Source organism: Flectobacillus roseus, from assembly GCF_030056595.1.
Lineage (GTDB): Bacteria > Bacteroidota > Bacteroidia > Cytophagales > Spirosomataceae > Flectobacillus > Flectobacillus roseus.
On the sequence record NZ_JASHIF010000004.1, the window covers coordinates 225,786 to 248,952 of the forward strand.

The window sequence follows — 23,167 nt, forward strand, 5'->3', positions numbered from 1 at the left end:
GGATTACAAAAACAACAATTTCAGTTATTGCATCTTGGATTTGAGAGGTAAAATATCCTTTTTAGAATCCTTTTCTACAATATTTACGAAATCAGAAATCTTAAATCCGAAATTGTTTAAAAAATCTTAATATTACCCTAATTAGTGAGTTGTGAATTAGTGAATAATAATCTTCCAATTCACAATTCACTAATTCACAATTCACTAATTTTATACCTGTAAGCCTGGGATTTCTACTACTTCATTAGTATCCGCAGTGTAATCTACACCACCTACTTTGAAGCCAAACAAATTGTAGAAGTCATTACTATATCCTTCCAAATCCCCAATGCTTGGTAAGTTTTCAGTAGTTGCTTCTTCCCAAAGTGCTGCCACTTTAGCTTGTACATCTGCACGCATTTCCCAATCGTCGATACGGATACGACCTTTTTCATCAACAGGTACGTTTCCACCAGTGTAAAGACGCTCGCTATACAAACGTTGAATTTGCTCGATACAACCTTCGTGAATGCCTTCTGCTTTCATTACTTTGTACAATAACGAAATATACAAAGGAATAACAGGAATCGCCGAACTTGCTTGAGTTACCAAAGCTTTGTTTACTGAAACGTACGCATTACCACCAATATCGCTCAATTTATCTGCAATAGTGAAGGCCGTAGATTCTAAATGGTCTTTTGCACGACCAATAGTTCCTTTACGATATACTGGCTCTGTCAATTCTGGTCCGATATATGAATAAGCGATTGTTAAAGCATTTGGCGCTAACAAATTAGCCGTCTTCAAGCTGTCAATCCACATTTCCCAGTCTTCGCCACCCATTACTTTAATCGTATTTTGGATATCCTCTTCAGTACAAGGGTCAATTGAGATTTCAGTTACTTTTCCAGAGTGGAAATCAACCGTTTTGTTTTTGAAAGGAGCACCGATTGGTTTCAATACCGAACGGTGAGTAATACCTGTAGTAGGGTCGGTACGTACTGGCGAAGCCAAGCTATATACAACTAAGTCGATTTGACCTAAATCTTCTTTAATAAGGGCAAGCGTTTTTTCTTTTACTTCGTTAGAAAAAGCATCGCCATTGATACTTTTTGCATACAAACCAGCTTCTTGTGCTTGTTTTTCAAATGCAGCAGTATTGTACCAGCCTGGTGTAGCTAATTTGCCTGGTGATGATGGTTTTTCGAAGAAAATACCAATTGTTGACGCATCTGATCCAAAAGCACTGGTAATTCGTGATGCCAAACCAAAACCTGTCGAAGCTCCGATTACTAATACACGTTTAGGACCGTCGATTTTACCTTTTGATTTTACGTAGTTGATTTGGTTAATTACATTTTGTTCACAACCTACTGGGTGTGCTGTTAGGCAGATAAATCCGCGCATTCTTGGTTCGATAATCATTCCAAATATTGTTTTTGTGATTGATACAATGTTGTAATTACCTGACGCTGAAATTGAGTGTTTATAAAATAGTCAAGTACTTACCCTAAGTTTGTTTCTAATATTTTGTACAAAACCTTGAAGGGTTTTTATCCGATAAAAGTACAAAAGTTGTATCGAGCTGACAAATTTTAATCAATTTTCCGCCATTTATCAGCCTCACAAATTCATTAGGAGGTTTTGGTATCGTGTGGTTTGAGGGGACTCAAATAGCTAAAGATTCGTTTAACTTCTTTCACTATTCTACTACCCAACATATTAAAAAAGCTTCCGTCTTTGTCTAGCGTACGTGTGCCTGTCCACACTCTGATATTGCTACTTTTTACTTGAACCACTTTGCCAAACTGCATTAAATCAAAGGTCAAACGACCATCTTCGCCTCGTACATGACGCATGACATATCCTACCTTAAGTGCCTGTGCTGTTTTGTATCCCATTGTCATTCCCAAGGTATTGAGATAGGGGCGTTTAAACTGGCGAATTTCAGCCATGACATCTTTCATCATTTCATAAATAGCGAGCTTCCAACGTGGCGTTTGTTCATTGGCAATAAATGAATATCGGCCATAAACCACAGCCACATCGTCTGGACGAAGCGCATTAATCATTTGATCTATCCATTCAGGTTGATACATACAGTCTGCATCCGCAGATAGGATATATTTCCCTTTGGCTTGTTCCAAACCCATTTGACGTGCAGGTCCACAACCCTGAATCGTTTGAGTACAACTACGAATATAGAGCTTATCCAATACCTCCTGAGTGCGATCAGTAGAGTTATTATTGACCACTAATATCTCGAAAGGAATCTTTGTAGTAGAGTCTGCCAATGAGCCTATGGTGGGTAGCATATTTACTTCTTCATTCCAAGCTGCGATGACAATGCTTACCTCTGGTTTTTCAAAATCAACAAGTTTGTGGAGTTTTTGATTGATCTTAGCATATACCTCTTCAGGAATATCATCTACGGTAGCGTAAGGATAGACGTATTGCGTAAGCCAAGCAGGATTTTTAAAAAAGCTCATGTCTCTAGTCGGTTGGTATGGTATAAGAGCAATTTAATGACTATTCAAGAGAAATACAAATACCTTGCCAAGGGGCTAGAGAAGAAAAAAAAGGATGAAGAGAGGTTATTTAGTGATTGAATGAATGGGTGATTTAGAGTATGTTTGAGGATTTTATTTGGCATTTGTTTGAAAAAACAAAATTTCTATTCGCCACTGCTTACTTTTCTTGTCTTGACACAAGAAAAGTAACCGCGCGGCGGCCGCAAAAGAAAGTCAAGAAATCCTAAACTCGCCTACGGCTCAAACAGTAGGATTTCAGAAAATAAATATATGCCTTTTATTTTCAATGACTTATGAAGTTATTAATTTAGTGGGTAAAATTAAATCAATTTTACCCACATTAGACTTTATGCCGTAAGAAAAAAGAATCAAAGTATTTCTTCCAATATTATTAATATATTTTGCATTAATGCTTAAGTAAGTTTTTACATATTAAAATCACTCATTCACTCAATCACTCATTCACTCAATACCAAATCCCTACGGAGAAAGTCTTTCGATTTTCCAGCTACCTGATTCTTCGAGCGTGTAAGCAATACGGTCGTGTAGACGAGAAGGGCGACCTTGCCAAAATTCGATATAATTTGGTACTAATCTATATCCACCCCAATGTGCTGGACGTGGTACTTCTTGACCTTCAAATTTCTCAATAAAGGCTTTTTCCTTCTCAATCAATACCTCACGATTTTCCACCACTTCACTTTGGTTAGATACCCACGCACCAATCTGGCTACCTCTTGGTCGCACGGCAAAATAATTGTCAGAATCCTTAGCATCAACCTTCTCTATCGTTCCTTCAATACGTACCTGACGCTCTAATTCACCCCAGAAAAATGTCAAACAAGCGTTAGGATTCGCATCCATTTGGTGTCCTTTACGACTTTGATAATTAGTATAAAAAGTAAAACCAGTAGCATCTAAGGTTTTTAGAAGCACAATTCTTGCAGAAGGTTTGCCGTCGGGCGAAACCGTACAAAGATGCATAGCGTTAGGTTCAAGAATCTGGCTATCAACGGCTTGATTAAACCATTTATGAAACTCTTGAATAGGAGAGGGTAATACATCTGACACATCCAAACTCCCCTTGGTATAATTCTCTCGCAAGGCAGCAAGGTCAACTTTGTTCATGATTTGTTGGGTTTACTGTTTTCGAAAAACATAAAGCTATTTATTCAACCTAAAATAATAGCTTGTTGTTTCATGAGCGCAATATTACAGCCTTCTCCCAATTTTAACAATGATAAAATACTGATTTTAGTTGGCTTGTAAGATGATTGGAATTTGGAATCACTTTGAAAGTTCTCGAACACCTTGTATTTTAGACTTATTGTTAATGTACACAGGGTTATTAAAATCTATCATTGTGGATATTGGATGCTGGATTTCGGAATTATGATCTGCTTTATTGAATTCTAATTTGTTGAAAATAAAAGTATACTTCCTTATTTCCGCAATCAGAAATCCCCAATCTGCAATTGATTTGAGGTCCTAGGTACAGATAAATTAGTCTAAATCTCATCTCCATTCACTTTAACTTGTGATTTCATCATGAATCCTACCTTTATCAATCAAACTAAACTGAAAAACCTAGCCCTTGCTCTTGGATTGAGTGCCTTTGCGGCGGTCGGCATGACCGAAAGGCAACAGCGTCTTTCTCTAACCAAGGATACGGGCGACAGTGTCAAAAAAGACACGACCAAGTATGTTCGTTATAAAGATTTACCATTAAAAGCTTCTCGAAAATTCAAATACCAAACCGACGAAGGTACTTGGATGTCATTGGATATAAGTCCAGATGGAAAAAATCTGGTATTTGACCACATGGGCGACTTGTATTCGATTCCTGCCGCTGGTGGCAAGGCTCAGAATATTACCAAAGGTTTGGCTTTTGATACACATCCACGCTATAGTCCCGACGGGAAAAAACTTTTGTTTATCTCTGATAGAAGTGGTTCGGACAATGTTTGGATGATTGATTTTGAGAAAAAAGATACCGTTCAAGTAACCAAAGACCGTGACCAAAACTACGAAGCAGCAGATTGGACGCCAGACGGAAACTATATTGTATTTGCCAAAGGTCGTATGAATGTCCAACTATGGATGGTACATAAAGATGGGGGAGGCGGTGTGCAGTTGATCGATCAACCTGCTACCCTAAAAACCATCGACCCTGCTGTGAGTCCTGATGGAAGATATATCTATTTCTCGCAACGCAATGGTGCTTGGAATTACAATGCCATGTTTCCACAATACCAAATTGGGATGTATGACCGTGACAATGGCAAACGCACTACCATTACCTCTCGCTATGGTTCGGCATTTACCCCAACGATTTCGGGTGATGGCAAATGGCTAGTGTATGGTTCTCGTTTTGAGGATAAAACAGGTTTGGTACTTCGTAACCTCCTTTCGGGTGATGAAAAATGGTTAGCGTATCCTGTACAACGCGATGACCAAGAGTCAATCGCAACGATGGGCGTTTTGCCTTCGATGACTTTTACGCCAGATAATCAATCTGTTATTGCTTCGTATGGTGGAAAAATCTACAAAATAGCCTTGAATGGAGGTACTCCGACGCCGATTCCATTTACAGTAGATATGGATATCGAAATGGGACCAAGACTAGAGTTTAAATATCCTATTAGCGATACGACTCGTACATTGGCAACCCAAATTAGAGACGTAGTGAGTTCGCCAGATGGTAAGAAAATCGCTTTTACAGTACTAAACAGACTGTACGTAGCAGACTATCCCAAAGGTACGCCAAAGCGTTTAACTAATTTGGAGTTTACAGAAGCTCAACCAACTTGGTCAAATGATGGAAGCCAACTCACTTTTGTGACATGGACAGCTCAAGGAGGAAGTTTGTACGAAGTTCAAGCAGACGGAAGCAATCTACAAAAAATCACCTCTGTGCCAGCCCTTTACAGTCAACCAGCATACGCTCCAAAGGATGATAAAATCGTATTTATCCGTAGTAAAATGCGTGCTTACAAAGAATCTGTAGGTCCAGTAGCAAATGGTTCGGAAGATGAATTATGTTGGATTGATACCAAAGGAGGTGATATTACCGTAATCGACCAAGCTAAAGGAAGAGAATTTCCTCATTTTGTCAAAAAACAAACAGATAGAATCTATCTAAGCGGAGGCGATGGAAGTGTAGTGTCTATCAAATGGGATGGTACAGACGAAAAAGTTCATGCCAAAGTTTCGGGTATTACTACTTACGGAATGAGCATCGAGGGAGAAGATTTTGCGCATAACTGTATGCTTTCAGAACGTACCGCTTCGGCGATGGAAGTAAACCGTGCATCAAACGCATCCAGAGTATTAATGTCCCCTGATGGTGAAAAAGCTTTGGCGCAGATTAACAATGATATTTACTCAATGACGATTCCACAAACGGGCAAAACGGTTTCTATTTCAGTAGCAGATGCTTCTTCGGCGCAGTTTCCAGCCAAAAAACTCACAGAGTTGGGTGGTGAGTTTCCATCTTGGTCAAGCGATTCTAAGAAAATCCGTTGGGCATTAGGGCGTTATCATTTTGAGTATGACTTTGATAAATCGGTGGCTTTTGATGATAGTGTAAAAGCAGCAAAGAAAGCACAAGAAAAAGCCAAAGCTGATTCAATCAGTAAAGCAAAAACAGATACCGTAAAAATCAAGACTGATGCCAAACCAAAAATTGCTAAAGCTCCAGTCAAAAAAGCTGACGATACTTACAAACCTTTAGAAACAGAGATAAAGGTATATTACGAAAAAGATATTCCTCAATCTGCCATCTTGTTGAGAGGTGGTCGTATCATTACCATGAAAGGAGAAGAGGTAATTGCCAATGGGGATGTATTGATAGAAAACAATCGAATCAAAGCTGTAGGAAAAAGCGGGACGCTTAAGGCATCAGGTGCCAAGGTCGTAGATGTAAGTGGAAAAACAGTTATTCCAGGTTTTGTAGATACTCACTCGCACATGTGGCCACAATGGGGTATCCAAAAAAATCAGGTTTGGATTTATGCTGCTAACCTCGCCTACGGTGTAACAACAACCCGAGACCCGCAAACTGCTACTACCGATGTCTTGACTTATAGTGATATGGTTGAAGCTGGCAAAATGGTTGGGCCACGTGTGTATTCGACAGGTCCTGGGGTTGGTTTTTGGTCTTATAATATTAAAGATTCTACGGGAGCAAGCAATGCCCTTAAACAATACAGCAAGTATTTTAACACTAAATACATCAAAATGTATTTGACTGGTAATCGCCAGACTCGTCAGTGGATTATTAAGGCAGCAAAAGAACAACAATTGATGCCAACAACCGAAGGTGGTTTGAATCTCAAATTGAACATTACCAATATGTTAGACGGATACCCTGGGCATGAACATACCATTCCCGTATATCCATTGTACAATGATTTAGTAAAATCTATATCATACTCAAAAATGGCGGTAACTCCGACGCTATTAGTATCCTATGGCGGTCCATTTGCTGAAATTTATTACTTCGAAACAGAAGACCCTTATCATGACAAAAAGATGCAATATTTCATGCCGTATGAAGAATTAGCAGAGAAAACTAGACGTGTGAGTGGTTGGTTTTTACCAGAAGAACACGTTTTTCAGAAACACGCCAAATCTATGAAATCAATGGTAGAAAATGGTTCTTTGGCTGGTATTGGAAGTCATGGAGAGTTCCAAGGTTTGGGTTATCACTGGGAACTATGGTCGATGCAAAGTGGAGGTATGAAAACACATGATGCTTTGAAAGTGGCTACTATCTTAGGTGCTACAGCCTTAGGTTTGGATAAAGATTTGGGCAGTATCGAAAAAGGGAAATTAGCCGATTTGTTGATTTTGGATAAAAATCCTTTAGAAAATATTCGCAATTCGAATAGCATTAAAATGGTCGTGAAAAACGGACGCGTGTACGATGCCAATACGCTCAACGAAACATATCCAAGCAACAGCAAACTCATTCGCAGTGAATGGGAATTTGAAAAACCTGCTAAGACCACGAATATTGATGAGTAGATGCAGTTGCGTCTGAGACGTTCCAAATTGAGTGAGTTTTGATTGAGTGAATGAGTGATTTTTTATCTTATCTACGTTTCTCAACAAGATTCACAATGCTTTATATTCAAGAATAGCATCAATATCAAAAAAGCGGTCGAAAACTATTTTCGACCGCTTTTTTGATATTAAAATTCTGAATGGAAATAATCACTCAATTACTCATTCACTAAATATTTTCCTACAACGCACCAGCTTTGATTTCATCAACTACCGATGGATCAAGCAAGGTTGACGTATCACCCAAATTACCTGTATCACCTTCGGCTACTTTGCGAAGAATACGACGCATGATTTTGCCAGAACGTGTTTTTGGTAAGCCTGATACAAACTGGATTTTATCTGGTTTGGCAATTGGTCCGATAATGCGTGTTACCGTTGCCAAAATATCTTTGCGTGTCAAATCTGTATCGCCAACATGTTTTTCGCAAATAACATATGCATAGATACCTTGTCCTTTGATATCGTGAGGATAACCCACTACCGCAGATTCAACCACACCCAAGTGCATGTTGATGGCATTTTCTACCTCAGCAGTACCTATACGGTGTCCAGATACGTTGATCACGTCATCTACACGACCTGTAATGCGATAATAACCATCTTCGTCTCTCATACAACCGTCGCCTGTGAAATACAAGTTTTTGTAAGTTGAGAAATACGTTTGACGACAACGCTCATGGTCGCCATAAGTGGTACGAATGATAGAAGGCCAAGGGAATTTAATACACAAATTACCTGAAACGCCATTTCCTTCAATTTCAACACCGTTTTCGTCTACCAAAATTGGCTGAACTCCCGGTAATGGTAGAGTAGCGTAAGCTGGTTTTGTTTTGGTAACATTAGCAATAGGTGAAATCAAAATACCACCCGTTTCTGTTTGCCACCACGTGTCTACGATTGGACAAAGACCTTTACCAATTTTTTCGTTGTACCAGTTCCAAGCTTCTTCGTTGATTGGCTCACCTACTGAACCTAATACTTTTAACGAGCTTAGGTCTTTTCCTTCTACAAATTGGTCACCAAATGACATCAACGAACGAATCGCTGTTGGTGCTGTGTAAAGAATATTTACTTTATGCTTTTCAACAATATCCCAGAAACGACCCGCATCTGGATATGTTGGAATACCTTCAAACATTAAGGTTGTAGCCCCACAAGCCAAAGGGCCATACACGATGTAAGAGTGACCTGTAATCCAACCAATGTCAGCTGTACAGAAGTGCGTTTGTCCTTCTTCATACTGAAAAACATTGGCAAAGGTATACGATGAATACACCATATAGCCTCCTACTGTGTGAACTACTCCTTTTGGCTTGCCAGTCGAACCAGAAGTATATAGGATAAACAACATATCTTCCGAGTCCATTTCTTCAGCTGGACAGTCGGCCGAAACCAATTTTACTTCGTCTTCCCACCAGCAGTCACGACCTTTGAGCATAAATACAGGTGTGCGAGTACGAGTCGAAACAATTACGCGCTCAACACTTGGGCACTGAATCAAGGCATCGTCTACGGTAGCTTTCAAAGGAATCTCTTTGTTGCCACGGAAAGCGCCATCGGTTGTTACTACGATATTACATTGCGCATCGTTGATACGGTCGGCGATAGATTGGGCAGAAAAACCGCCAAATACTACCGAGTGAATCGCACCAATACGAGCACAAGCCAATACTGCAATCGCCAATTCTGGAATCATTGGCATATATATACAGATACGGTCGCCTTTTTTGGCGCCATTTCTTTTCAATACATTTGCAAAGCGACAAACTTGCTCATGTAATACCTTATAAGTAATTGTTTGAGAAGGCTCATCTGGGCTATTTGATTCCCAAATAATCGCAGGCTGATTACCTCTTGTTGCCAAATGGCGGTCAAGACAGTTTTCGGTAATATTTAACTTTCCACCTTTAAACCAAGTCACCTTTGGATCGGTAAAATTCCATTCTAAGGTCTTTTTCCAAGGTTTTCTCCAATAGAAGTTCTGAGCAATTTCACCCCAAAAGCTTTCTGGGTCTTCAACACTATACTGATACTTTTCTTGATAGTCTTCGAATGATTTTATTCTTAAGTCCATTGTGTGATTATGTTTTTTGGCCTGCTCGTGTCTTCTTTGATAAATAACTTCATTACAAAGCCATTTCCTTTCATAGTCAAATCGACAGGTCAGAATAGAAGGTACGAATTGTTAAATTTTATACTGTAAAAATACAAGATGTTTTTTTCTTTATACTAACTCTTGAAAATGTTTTATGCTAATTTAATATATATTTTATTGCTAAAATATTATATACTAGTAATATAATACAAGTTGAAAAGTGGATGTTGTATTTTTCGGAGATTTTTTGAAGAAAATTGTATTTTTTATTGAAGTAAAAAAATAAAAAATAGTTTGTAGTTAAAGTGCAACAAGTGTTTGGTAAGAAAAAATGATATAGAAAATATTACCGATTGTCAAGTGACTTGATTATAGTTAGAATGGTATTTCTTTGTATGTATAAAATAGATAAATCCTATAAAACAAGATTGGCAAAGCCACAAGTGCTTTGCCAATCTTAAAATGTCAAGAAATTTGATTTGATGAAAGCGTTTTAAGAAAAGTTTTTTAGATATATCTGCTTTTTGCTACACCCTCCGAAATAAAATTTTCAAAACTCCTCACTCAAAACTCAACACTTCCTAGTGTCCTCCACCAATTTCGATTTCGCTAGTTGACATAACGTTTACTAACCAAATAGCGGCGCCAATGATAGCTGCGGCGATAATGATTCTTAAAATCCAGTTCGGTTTTTTTTCAGTTTCTGTGCTCATGTTACAATGGGGTTTTAGTGTTTTAAACTTGTTTTTCTGTATATGCTAAGCCAATGTTGCGCTCTTGCAAACGTTGGGTGATTTCATGTAAAATAGTTGGGTCGTCGATTGTCGACGGCACATTGAAGCTTTCGCCATCAGCAATTTGACGAATAATTTTGCGGAGGATTTTTCCTGAACGAGTTTTAGGTAAACGTTTTACTAAAATGGTATTTCTATAAAAAGCTACGGCACCTATTTGCTCACGAATCAAAGCGATACTTTGTTGCTCAAGCGTATTTTCATCTATATCTTGTCCGTCTTTCAGCACAGCAAAACCAACAGGACGCTGTCCACGAAGCTCGTCGGCGATACCCACCACGGCACATTCGGCGACTGCTGGGTGTGAGGCAATGATTTCTTCCATAGCACCAGTCGAAAGACGGTGACCTGCCACATTGATTACGTCGTCGATACGACCCATAATAAAGACATAGCCATCTTGGTCGATAAAACCGCCATCGCCTGTGAGGTAATAGCCTTCAAAAGTATTCAAATAGGATGTTCTGAAGCGATCGTCGTCATTCCAAAGTGTTGGTAAACAGCCTGGAGGCATTGGGAGTTTGATACAAACATATCCATCCTGATTAGGGCCAAGTTCTTCGCCAGCTTCGTTCAAGATTTTCAACTCAAAACCACAGACAGGTTTGGTTGCCGAACCTGCTTTTACAGGAAAAGCTTCGATACCAACCATGTTGCCTACAATTCCCCAACCTGTTTCTGTTTGCCACCAGTGGTCGAGAATAGGCAATTGGGTAATCTGCTGTAACCACTCAAGGGTAGGAGGGTCGCAGCGCTCGCCCGCCAAGTAAATAGCTTTGAGCGAGCTAATATCATATTTTGCCTTTAGTTCGGCGTGAGGGTCTTCTTTTTTGATTGCTCTAAAAGCAGTTGGTGCGGTAAAAAAGCATTTCACTTTATGCTCTTCAATAACACGCCAGAACGTTCCAGCATCAGGCGTTTTGATAGGCTTGCCCTCAAATAAAATGGTTGTGCAACCATAAATCAAAGGGGCATATACGATGTATGAGTGTCCCACTACCCAGCCTACATCAGAAGCCGCCCAATACACATCACCTGGTTGTACATCATAGATAGCACGCATCGAAAAATTCATAGCTACCGCATGACCGCCATTGTCTCTGACAATACCTTTGGGTTTGCCTGTAGTTCCTGAAGTATAAAGGATATATAGAGGATCTGTTGCGTCTACTATTTCGCAAGGAGCTTCGTCTGACTGCTCGACTAATTGAGTATAATCCACATCGCGAATCTCAACCATGCTTGCCTGAGCCTGTGGACGCTGAAGAATTACACAGTGCGCAGGTTTGTGCTCAGAGGCTTCGATGGCTTCGTCGAGAAGAGGTTTGTAGGAGATTACTTTTTCGAACTCAATCCCACAAGATGCCGAAATCATGACCTTCGGTTTGGCATCGTCGATACGTACCGCTAGTTCATGAGGCGCAAAACCGCCAAATACCACCGAGTGAACAGCACCCAAACGAGCACAAGCGAGCATAGCAATGGCTGCTTCGGGAACCATCGGCATATAAATCACGACAGTGTCTCCTTTTTGAACGCCTAAAGTTTTGAGTCCACCAGCAAATTTAGCTACCTCTTTGGTAAGTTCGCTATAGCTATACTTTTTTATACTTTTGGTAGCTGGAGAGTCGTAAATGATAGCAGTTTGGTCACCTCTGCCGTTTTCTACGTGGTAGTCAAGTGCCAAATAGGCAGTATTCATCTTGCCACCTTTAAACCAGCGATAGAAACCTTTCTCATCTACAGATAAGGTTTGCTCGGGAGCTTCAAACCACGAGATTTGCTGAGCTTGTTCGGCCCAAAAAGCCTCACGATTATCAATGCTGAATTGGTATTTTTCTGCGTAAGACATTGGTATATAAGCTTATATGTTTGTTTTGTTATATATTTAATAGGAGCAGTCAGGTTGGTGATTTTAGTTAAAAGTACCCTAGTTATTCATCGTATTCGTTGGTTTATGAATAACTATCAGTTTGACTGATTCCATGAGAAAACATGAATATTTTCACAATACTAAATTAAGCGTTTACACCGAAAAATAGTGAAAAACTCCGCTAAACTTAGCTAGTTGCGATACCAAGGGCTAAAGCGTTTACTTTTGAGACCAAAGTACGAGTAGAAAAGGGTTTTGGCACATATAGGTCGGCTCCAATAGCATATCCCTTTTCCATATCTGATTCTTTATTTTTAGCGCTCAAAAACACAATTTTGATATGACTTAGCTTGAGGGTGCTTTTTACAAAACGGCATACTTCATAGCCATCCACATTGGGCATCATAATGTCCAATAAAATTATAGAAGGAATCTCACGTTCGATGATGTCAAGTGCTTCCTCTCCATCACGAGCAATAAATACCTGATAACCCTCTTTTTTCATCAGGAATTCAAGCGACATCAAAATGCCAGGCTCGTCGTCAACTACTAATACTTTTAATTGCTGTTTCATCTTTAATGAGTTTTTTATTAAGAGGCACAAAGGCACACAGTGGCAAAGTGGTAGAGTGATTTTAGATTGATAAATACTTGATAAACAGGCAATTGTTTTTCTTATCTTCCAATACTTTCTTCAACTTTGCCCCTGTGTGCCTGTTCCCTTTATCTCTTTTATCCTATACCACTGGAAGCATAAAGGTAAATTTAGAACCATGTCCTACTTCGCTTTCTACCCAGATTTGTCCTTGGTGTAGTTCAACGATTTTTTTGGAAATAGCCAATCCCAATCCGCTTCCTTTTGGTTTTTTGATAGTTTGATCTTCTGCTTGGAAAAATTTGTCAAAAATCAGTCGCTGAAACTCTTTGGCAATCCCTACGCCATTGTCTTGGATACTAGTATAAACCGCTCCTTCGACATAATGTGTTGCTATTTGGATTTCGCCTTTATCTGCTTCGCAATACTTGATGGCATTGGATATAAGATTTACGACGACTTGTATCAATTTATCTCTATCTGCCTCAAATTTTGGTGCAAAACGGTCTGGCAAGAATACCACTTTGATTCCCTTTTCTTTTGCAGGTTGATAAAGTGCATCGATACTATCTTTCACAATTTCCTGAATATCTACGTTTTCCTTAATCAGTTTCTGTCGACCAGATTCATATTTTTCTAAATCTAGTACTTGGTTAATTAACCGACTCAAACGGTCAGATTCTTTTACTACAGTACCTAAAAAATGCTCTCGTTCTTCCTGATCCATATCTGGATTGTCGTACACAATTTCTGATAAAGCCCTAATAGAAGTCAGCGGAGTACGTATTTCGTGTGCTACTGTCGATAAGAAGTCATCTTTGAGCTTGTCGGTACGTTTCAAAATTTCATTAGCCTCTTTGAGTTCGGAAGTCGCTTTTTCAAGCTCGATAGATTTTCTGCGAAGCTCTTTATTATTGACCATCAATTCTTGAGAGGCTCGAAGAATATTGACTACTTCATCCATCGAAATATGTTCTTCTTTCGAAATAGAGGCCACCATAATACGAGCGGAAGCTGCGCCTACGACGCCCGCCAAAAGCTTTTCGGAATAAGTAACTAACTTTGGGTCAGCCTTTTTGTTTTCTAAATTTAAACTATGTTTTTGGGCAAAAAGCCGTAATACCCTATCGGTTCGTCGTTCGCCAAAAAAGTTGAATAATAGCGTTCTGATGTCATTCAAATAGGCCGTGCCACGCCAAATGGTAGTATTATCTGTAAACTTGGAATGACTAAATATATCTACAAAAGTGACGGCCTGATTGAGTTCAATAGAGGTAGATTTGGTGATTAACGAAAATGAAACATAACTACCAATATTGAAAAACATACTCCAGAACACACCATGCGAAATGTCGTCCATCCCTTCTAAGCCAAATAGGGCAGAAGGGCGTAAGGCTTTGATTCCCCAAAGACCTTCCTCCAAAATAGAATGAGGAAACAGCCCTGCACCAATCAGAGAAGGAAGTACGAGGGTATAAAACCAAATAAATGTTCCTGATAATAATCCAATAATCGCCCCTTTTCGATTACCTTCTTTCCAATAAATACCACCAATAATGGCAGGTGCAAATTGGGCAACAGCAGCAAAAGAAACCATCCCGATCGATACCAGTGAGAAATAGCGTGCAATCGCTTTGGCATAGATATAGGCCAAAAGTAGAATGATAAAAATGCTGACTCTTCGAATATTGTTGACTAAACCACTGAGGTTGTTTTCATATTTGCCAATGACCTTGGGGTATGCCAATAAAATCGGCATGATTAAGCTATTCGAAACCATGATACTGAGGGCAATGGTCTCGACAATAACCATACTTGTAGCAGCCGAAAATCCTCCGATATAGGTCAATAACGCCAAGAATTTTGCATCGTATTTTAAAGGAATTGCTAATAAATAATTGTCGGGATTGACATCATGATTGGGAAACAGCAATTCTCCTCCAAAGGCGATCGGCAACACAAAAATATTGATAATCAACAAGTACAGGGGAAACAACCACATGGCTTTGTTGAGGTGTTTTTCGTTGACATTCTCGACTACGGCTACCTGAAACTGCCTCGGTAAAAATAAGATAGCACTCATTGATAAAGCCGTATGCCAAAACCAAGAGGAATATTCTCCTTTGTTGTCATCCATCAAAAACTGAGATTTTAGCTGAGGATGTAAAGCTGCTTTATTGAAAATATCACCAAAACCATTGAAAATTCCGTAGGTTACAAAAATACCAACGACGATAAAGGCCAACGCTTTGATGATTGATTCGGCGGCAATGGCTGCTACCATTCCTTCATGGCGCTCGGTAGAGTCGATTTTTCTGGTACCAAAAATAATGGTAAATAGCCCCAACCCCATTGAGATATAGAAGGTAAGGTCATCCAAGAAAATATGACTATTAGAGGGCGAGTCAGTGCGTGTTAGGATTCTAAAACTACTTGAGATAGCCTTTAGCTGAATAGCAATATAGGGTAATACTCCCACCAGAGAAACAAGTGTGACGATAATACCTAGCGTTACATTTTTGCCATATCTGGAAGAAATAAAATCTGCGATAGAAGTAATACGATATACTTTGGAGATACGAATGATTTTGCGAATCACCAACCACCAAAGAGGCATCATAAGTGTGGGACCTATGTACACCGAAAGGTATTCGATGCCATAACCTACAGCTCGACCAACCGAGCCATAGAAAGTCCATGCGGTACAATAAATCGCCAAAGAAAGCGCATATATGTATGGGTTGGTAACAAGGCTTTTGCCTTTTCCAGAACGTTTTTCGGCCCAATATGCTACACCAAATAAGAATGCCAGATATAGCAAAGACGCCAAAACTAAGATTAAGCTATTCATCGTGATTTGAATGGTCTTGGTTTTTGTTTACCTCTCTGACATTTAAGTAGATTACAACAATCAAAATCAGCCAAAGTACAAAAACATATAGAAATAGGCTTGGAATGCCTGCTATTTGGGTATCCAGATTGAAGATTGATATAATCGGAAAATTGTATAGCAGCAAAAACAAGCAACTTATGATAAAAAGTCTTTGCTCTTTTAGTGATTCTTTCATGTTTTTAGGAATACGGTCGATTTGCTAGAGCATTGTCATCAGGCTCATATTGATGATATTTTACCGATGCCCCAAGGCTTTATTCTGAATTTGTCTATTTTATCTATTTGTATCATTACCAATTTACCAGAAATATACTTTCTCTTGATTTTAGACGATTCAAATTGCCCCAAATTTTTGATTTATTGAGGAAAACTGACTTGTCAAGTCCCTTGGAGGAGGCTATATCTAGTATATATACATAATTACTGACTGTGTCAAGCAAAATAATAACAAATAAGACTTATTCAATAAAAAATAGACAATTACTTAGCTAAGTTGGTAGAGTTTTTGGAAAGAGGTATTCCCATAAACTAAGAATGTATGCCAAGAGCCAAAAATGACTTCATTGACATACATTACTCAACTCATCTATCCCTAAAAACTATTTTATGCTTTGGTTTTTGGTGTAAAGTATTCAAGTTAGTGAGCAAAATAAAATTTAGGATTGTACTTTAGGCTTTCAGGTAACGGCTTTCGGCGGTGGGCTTTGAAAAAAGTATGGCGGTGGTTATTAAAAAACATTTTAACACTCTTGGCCTTGTGCCTGTTGCCTAGTGCCTAAACACACAACTCAAATCTTATTCTGCACGATTACTTGGTAACTAAATAACTTTACACCATCAACAATTTTCAAAAGGTTAAAAGCCATTGGCTTAATTAAGCATTCTCTTCGCTAAATTCTCCTTGTAGAGCATATTTACCAAAAATCAGCAAACCTCCTGTAATGATTGGCGTTAAGATAAACATGATGATAATACCAAATACTAAGTCATCTTGTTTGCCTGAAGCTAGCTTTGGAAGACCCAACACTGTGATGCCAAACCATGCCGCTGCGATACCGAGGAGGATCCAAACGATACCTAAGATTTTTTTAATTCCGTCCATTTTGTATAAAAATTTAGAATGTATTCAATAGAAGTTATTTGTTAAGTATGAGTGCTGAATTGTGAGTGGTGAATTGTGATTGTAAATTTTTAATTACCAGAATTCTATATTCAAAACACACTACTCGCAATTCAGCATTAATACCAAAGAGTCATTTTTGCCAAAAGCCTAGAGCTGATAGCCTACAGCCATTACTCTACTCCTCCTTTTTTCTCTTTGATATAAAGCAAGCCGATGACAAAACAGATACCTGCAATCAACATTGGATATTTCAAACCCTCTAAGTATGGCTGAGCGTTTACCACTGCCTGACCAGCTTTTTCGGCTGCATCATTCGCATCTTTTGCTTTTGATACCAAGTAAGTAGCAATCGCTGGCATCAAACCTCCAAATACACCGTTACCAATGTGGTATGGTAAAGACATAGACGTGTAGCGGATTTTTACTGGGAACATTTCTACTAAGAATGCTGCAATTGGTCCGTAAGCCATCGTCACAAATATTAACTGAATAAATACCATCCAAATCATGGTCCATTTATCGCCTTCGTTCAATTTTACGGTTTTAACAACATCTGGTTTTGGCGCCTCTTTTGAAGCATCAGCCAAAACTGTTACTTTTTTCACTTCTTTATATTTTGTGCCATCAGTAAACTCTTTAGTAACTGTTGTAGTAATCAAAGAATCGGCTGTACCTTCTACCAAAGCACGTTTAACTTCTTCAGTTGTTTTAGCCGTGATTTCCTCTTTGCTCTTAATGTTTGCAGTCTGGTAGATTTTCTCATAAATAGGACGGTAGCAAAGTACACCTAATAACATACCAGTCAACATGATACCTTTACGACCAATTTTGTCTGATAACCATCCAAAGAATACGAAGAATGGAGTACCCATCATCAAGGCGATAATCAAAAGGGTGTTGGCTTGTTGGAAATCGATATTACAAATTTTCAACAAGAAGGTCTGCGCGTAGAACTGACCTGTGTACCAAATCACCCCTTGACCCATCGTAGCACCAAACAATGCAAGCAATACATATTTGAAGTTATACTTATTACCAAATGACTCTTTCAATGGATTTGCCGATGTCTTACCTTCTGCTTTAGCTTTTGCAAACAAAGGCGACTCGTGCATATTTTTACGGATTAAGACAGATACATATACCATGATGATAGATACCCAAAACGGAACTCTCCATCCCCAATCTTCAAACTTTTCTTTACCTAAAGACGATTGTGTAATCAAAATCACAGCCAATGAGATAAACAAACCTGCGGTAGCTGTAATCTGAATCCAAGATGTCCAAAAACCTTTTTCGTTGGCAGGAGCGTGTTCTGCAACATACGTAGCAGCACCACCATATTCGCCACCCAATGCCAAACCTTGTAATAAACGAAGTACCAATACCAATAGTGGCGCAAAGAAACCAATTGTTTCATAACCTGGCACACAACCGATAGCAAATGTAGCTCCACCCATCAATACGAGTGTTACCATGAATGTGTATTTACGACCAATCAAGTCACCAAGACGACCGAAGAAAAGTGCACCAAAAGGACGAACTACAAAGCCCGCTGCGAAGGTCGCAAGTGTTGACAAAAATGCCGCTGTAGGGTTGTCTTTTGGAAAAAACTGTGTTGAGATAATAGTGGCTAAGCTTCCGAAGATATAAAAGTCATACCATTCGATGAGGGTTCCAACCGATGAAGCTCCAATGATGGATGCTAGTCCTGCGGTAGATTTCTTTTCTGACATAGTTGCTAATGGTTAAACGGGGTTAATACTTTGATTTAGGGTAAAGTTGAGGTTCGAGGGGCTTAGTTCTACGCGCTCAGCCCCTCTGGCTTTACTTTACAATTTTTTGTAAAAGTGATCTTAGAAATTATATACTACTACTGCTTGTAAACGATGGTTTGTAGCTGTGAACGAACGAGCTAAATCACCGCTTGCAGGCTTGAATGAGATGCTACTTGGTAGGGTTCCTGCTGCATCTGGCACTGTGCCATCTACATCTGCCCATTTCATAGCGCTGATTTCGTATTCAAGGGCAAACTTCATTTTGCCAGAATAAAAATCAACTCTTGGTGCCAATCTGAACATACTATCAAAAGTTCTTGTAGCACTGATACCTCTGCCCAAAAATGCTAAGCTACCGCTTTGGATATCAGATTTGTTGATAGCATCTGATAAACCTAAGTTTTTCAGATAACCTACAAAAATAGCTGGTTGTACAGATTTTGATTTGGTAGAAATCAACTCACCCCAAAGGTTCCATTGATTTTGAGCCGCATATTTCCATTCGCCAGTGGTAGCATTACGATATTCTGCCAAACCACCTAAACCTACATACTGTGTATAGCTTTGTCCATAGGTTGTATGGAACTTTGCTGTTAGCTTACTAGAGGTATATTTTGCATAAGCCAACAAGTTGAGCGTAAATAGGTTTGTCGAAATATTTTTAGAAATATTTGGAGCTCCTGTTCCTCCCCAAGCACCTGTGCTTGGGTTTTGTGTATCTGTAATTCTTGGGCGGATTGTGTTTCCTTCTAAACCGAAGCTTGCCAAAAACTTCTTGTTTTCTACACCAAGTTGCGCTGCAAATGATGGTGTGGTGGCATATTTGTAAGCGTCAACTCCTGTTCCTGAACCAAATGCACCTGCTGGACTAAATCCTTGTAAATCGTAACCAAACAATATTCCGGTAAATGATACAAGGTTCGAAAGTTTGTGTGTCAAGCGAACTTGTGGTATAAACGAGAATGGGTTGAACGGAATCCCTGTATTAAAGTTGGCTGTTCCTGGAAAGCACTTTGGTATAAAGTTTGGGTTCCAGTATTGACCTACTAGTAATTGAGTTTTTGCCCAATCCAGCGCTACATAAGCGTGGCGCAAACGAAGTAAGTTTTCTGTTCCGCCTCCTGATGTACCTGCTGTTCCGTTGGTAATACCAAAAAAGTCAGTTTCGAGTACACCACTTGCTTTGGCTCCAAAAGCACTTATCCCACCGAATTTTACTCCTAATCTTGTTACAATGGCCGAGTAACCGAGTTGTGGAATGGCGTTTCCGTCGTCGCTACTGTTGGGTGTTAAGGTTGTTCCTGAACGAGTTGGGAGGTTGGTTGCATCTGATGGATATACATCTAATACCCCATCTCTCAAATCTAAATTTCTTCTTGTATTATAGTAAATATCATTTCTCACAAACCCGTACACTGTCACTTTTTGCTCGGCAGGTGCCTCTGTTTTGGCTGGCGTTGATGCCGTTGTTGAACTAGAGGTTGTACTACTTTGAGCAACAATGCTAGACGTGCAAATAGCCGTGCCTAACACCGACAATAAAAATCTTTTCATAATCGAAGAATGGTTTTTGTGGTCTTGTTTTGTTATAAAATTGCCTTATGAGGGTATTTTTCAAAAAGAACTAATAACAGTTCTATGGTTTTGTTTTGTTGTAATATTCTGTGCTTTTTTTGCACTGGTTTATGATACAAACCTCATAAAAAAAACTATACCAGCAATAGCAGTGGTATAGTTTTGCAATTTTTGTATAGTTTTGACTATCAATTATTCTTCGAAAAATGATGAAATCGGTGGTTAGGTGGTGTTTTCGGTAATAAATCTATATTGAAAAACCCATCGTACTTGCTTAGTGCTTTAGTCTTTCCCATTTAATGAGCATGAATTTGTCCCCTAACTCGGTTACAATCATACCTGCTCCTTTAAGATTTTCCCTATTCGCATAAAATTCGGCTAATTCTTTGTGATTCAGTATTTTATAAGTAGGATGGTATTCGTTTCCTTTAGGTACTTTTATCTGATATTTCTTAACCCAGTTCATCACAGAAACGTGTGAAACACCCAATAATCGCTCAATTTCGCGGTAAGTAACACCTTCAATATAGAGCTGAAGCGCTTTGATAACATAGTATTGAGAAATACCTTTACCAAGCTTCTCTACAGTGAAGTTATAATTACAAGTTTTACACTTGAAGCGCTGCTTATCCTTGATAACTCCGCTTTTGGTGACTAATGATGAGTCACATTTTGGGCAATTTGGGTTTTTCATAGATTTTTTTGTGATATATTACGGTTAGCAAATATATATCATTTGAGCAACAATATAAAAGTTTTTAGATACTTATTTTTTCTACTGAAATAATCCGAATTATAGGTTTTATTCAAAATATTATTCTAAAAATGGATAATTATCGAAATATTATTTGTTTTGTCCAAAGTCGAGTATAAAATGTTGTACAAAACGAAGAATAATTAAACTTAATTTTTTTTCAGTAAAAATGAAATTTTTGTCATTTTAGGATAGGTCGAAATAATAAATTTCTCATAATTGCTCAAACCCACACGCAAAATTCTCATAGTCTGTGACTTGTTGAATCTGGATGTTGTACCTGACAAAGACAAAAGTGCCTAAGATTTCATGCTTTTTGAAAAAATATTTTGGTTTCTAATAACTTTACATATCAGTTACTCAACTATTTCATAGTTAATTAATAATTCTCTCCAAGATGGCATTTTTACGATTTGGGCAGATTAGTGGTAGGCATTGGACAAAATGTTTCTAGCTTTTCCAAAGAAACATAGATACACTGTTGGCATACGACTAAAAACCTACTACTGGTAAAATCAATTTATTCCAAAGAGGCAATTGCTTGCTTGAGTCGTTCGAGCGAATGTTTTTTATCAAGAACTAATGGTGGTTTCATTCGTTCAGCACAATCGACGGCACCACATCTTTCACAAGTTTCGTTCACTTTTCGTCTTGGTAAAGCTGGGTCGTTGAGGAATTGCGCCATACTTCTCAAATTGTCGTCAATCGCAAAACCGAGTGTTACGCTGCTGTTCATCTTTTTGTTAGGAGGCGAAGGCTTTGCCAAGGACATCACAAAATAATGGTTGTTGGTGTCGATATATTCGGATACTTGCGCCTTACACAATACTTTTTCTGAGTCGTAACCTTCTTCTTTTTGGATTTTTTCTAAATCTTTCAAAATGGTCAAGGATACCCAGCGACGACAATAGTGCTCGTTGAGTGCAGTGCCATGTGGAGTATGTAGTTTTGCCAAGTGCATTTCCTTGGTCAAATAAAATAACTCATGGTCTACCTCGTTGTTGAAACGCAAAAAGAATAGATTATTGATTTTGAAATGGCTAGTCATCAAATTCGATAGGCGATGATAGAACATTTCGGGCGTTGCATTAAACAAGCGCATAATGCTCAACATCATATCGCCGTTCCATTTAGGACTAGCAAAGAAATACGTCAAACGATCAACTAATACATTCTTATTAATCAAAATCGCGCCTGCAAAATATGATGCCTTGAAATTGTTGAGAACCTGCTCAAACGAATTCACTTCTATTACCGACGAGATATAAGGGCGATTTTTGAGTTGCAAAAATTGGTATCCTAATTCACGTCCAAAAGTAAAAGCTCTCTGTTCGGGACTTAAATCACCATTGACCAACAGTTTCGATGTTTTGGGATTGTACACCGAACGAATGGTAGTCAAATCAGGATGACTTTCACGCGTGAATTCTTCTATTTGATAACCATAAAAATTTTGAAGAATATCAGATAACAAAGTATCGTTGGGTGAAGTGATTTCCGAAATCTCGAAAAGCTTGCGAAACTGCTGTGCTGATTCTTCAATATCAGGAAAATAATTGTCATACATTTCCTGATAGGAGCGCAATACCGAAAAGTAAAACTGCTCCACGCGCATATCGTAATTACGACTTATTTCTATAATCGTACTAATAAAGGCTGAAATTTTGGCTGGCGCTTCCGACATTAGCTCAATGAAGTCAGCTGGTTCGACGCCAAAAATCTCTAAAGGCAGCTCTGTAAGGATATTCGAATTGAGTAATTCGGCGATAGGTTCGAGCTGTTTACTCAATTTTAGCGATACCAAAGAGTCATAATCTATATTTAAAGCATCGGATAGCGCCATGATTTTTTCGGTTTTGGGATATTTTTTCCCTTTTTCTATCTCATTCAAATAGGAGATAGATAAGCCCGATTTTTCGGCAACTTCGCTCAATGAGAGCTTTTTATCTAATCGTAACTGTCTGATTTTCAGTCCGAAGATTATTTTTACTTTATCGCTGTTTGAACTCATATCATGTATTGTTTTTTCAAAATTACATATAAATTTTTAAAGAAAACAACGAAATATTATAAATTAGCGAAATTTCGCTTGTTTTTTAATTTTCGCATT

Annotated in this window: 14 protein-coding genes; 1 reads left to right on the forward strand and 13 read right to left on the reverse strand. The window is 38.6% G+C overall.

From position 1 onward, the window contains the following. Positions 1–210 precede the first annotated feature (210 nt). From fabV to pdxH, 3 genes are all read right to left on the reverse strand, one after another. Positions 211–1,404, reverse strand: a complete 1,194-nt coding sequence (gene fabV / locus QM524_RS05695; RefSeq protein ID WP_283343838.1) for an enoyl-ACP reductase FabV — start codon at positions 1,402–1,404, stop codon at positions 211–213. Positions 1,405–1,613: 209 nt separating this feature from the next. Further along, the gene (locus QM524_RS05700) at positions 1,614–2,468 is read right to left on the reverse strand and encodes a glycosyltransferase family 2 protein (RefSeq protein ID WP_283343839.1); all 855 of its coding nucleotides are present in this window, start codon (positions 2,466–2,468) and stop codon (positions 1,614–1,616) included. 522 nt (positions 2,469–2,990) lie between these two features. Beyond that, complete coding sequence (gene pdxH, locus QM524_RS05705; protein ID WP_283343840.1) at positions 2,991–3,638, reverse strand: pyridoxamine 5'-phosphate oxidase; 648 nt, start codon at positions 3,636–3,638, stop codon at positions 2,991–2,993. Between the two features lie 420 nt (positions 3,639–4,058). Here pdxH and QM524_RS05710 point away from each other — a divergent pair, with 420 nt between their 5' ends. Further along, on the forward strand, positions 4,059–7,538 hold the full coding sequence (locus QM524_RS05710; RefSeq protein ID WP_283343841.1) for an amidohydrolase family protein: 3,480 nt from the start codon (positions 4,059–4,061) through the stop codon (positions 7,536–7,538). 220 nt (positions 7,539–7,758) lie between these two features. Here QM524_RS05710 and acs read toward each other — a convergent pair whose 3' ends face one another. From acs to QM524_RS05760, 10 genes are all read right to left on the reverse strand, one after another. Further along, positions 7,759–9,699: an acetate--CoA ligase gene (gene acs / locus QM524_RS05715; RefSeq protein ID WP_283344021.1), complete on the reverse strand. Its 1,941-nt coding sequence runs from the start codon at positions 9,697–9,699 to the stop codon at positions 7,759–7,761. A gap of 557 nt (positions 9,700–10,256) precedes the next feature. Then, positions 10,257–10,388, reverse strand: a complete 132-nt coding sequence (locus tag QM524_RS05720) for a hypothetical protein (protein ID WP_255491972.1) — start codon at positions 10,386–10,388, stop codon at positions 10,257–10,259. 22 nt (positions 10,389–10,410) lie between these two features. Beyond that, complete coding sequence (locus tag QM524_RS05725) at positions 10,411–12,321, reverse strand: propionyl-CoA synthetase (protein ID WP_283343842.1); 1,911 nt, start codon at positions 12,319–12,321, stop codon at positions 10,411–10,413. Positions 12,322–12,529: 208 nt separating this feature from the next. Beyond that, positions 12,530–12,916, reverse strand: coding sequence for a response regulator transcription factor (locus QM524_RS05730; protein ID WP_166551244.1), 387 nt, complete (start codon positions 12,914–12,916; stop codon positions 12,530–12,532). Between the two features lie 163 nt (positions 12,917–13,079). After that, the gene (locus QM524_RS05735) at positions 13,080–15,788 is read right to left on the reverse strand and encodes a sensor histidine kinase (RefSeq protein WP_283343843.1); all 2,709 of its coding nucleotides are present in this window, start codon (positions 15,786–15,788) and stop codon (positions 13,080–13,082) included. A 916-nt stretch (positions 15,789–16,704) separates the two neighbouring features. Continuing rightward, positions 16,705–16,932 carry a DUF6814 family protein gene (locus QM524_RS05740; protein ID WP_283343844.1) on the reverse strand — a complete coding sequence of 76 codons (228 nt, stop codon included), beginning with the start codon at positions 16,930–16,932 and terminating at the stop codon, positions 16,705–16,707. A 191-nt stretch (positions 16,933–17,123) separates the two neighbouring features. Then, positions 17,124–18,686, reverse strand: a complete 1,563-nt coding sequence (locus tag QM524_RS05745; RefSeq protein ID WP_283343845.1) for an MFS transporter — start codon at positions 18,684–18,686, stop codon at positions 17,124–17,126. Between the two features lie 120 nt (positions 18,687–18,806). Then, complete coding sequence (locus tag QM524_RS05750; protein ID WP_283343846.1) at positions 18,807–20,282, reverse strand: hypothetical protein; 1,476 nt, start codon at positions 20,280–20,282, stop codon at positions 18,807–18,809. A 295-nt stretch (positions 20,283–20,577) separates the two neighbouring features. Then, positions 20,578–20,997, reverse strand: a complete 420-nt coding sequence (locus tag QM524_RS05755; protein WP_095160912.1) for an IS1/IS1595 family N-terminal zinc-binding domain-containing protein — start codon at positions 20,995–20,997, stop codon at positions 20,578–20,580. Between the two features lie 580 nt (positions 20,998–21,577). Continuing rightward, a complete protein-coding gene (locus QM524_RS05760; RefSeq protein ID WP_283343847.1) occupies positions 21,578–23,068 on the reverse strand; it encodes a helix-turn-helix domain-containing protein in 1,491 nt (496 codons plus the stop codon). Between the last annotated feature and the right edge of the window lie 99 nt (positions 23,069–23,167).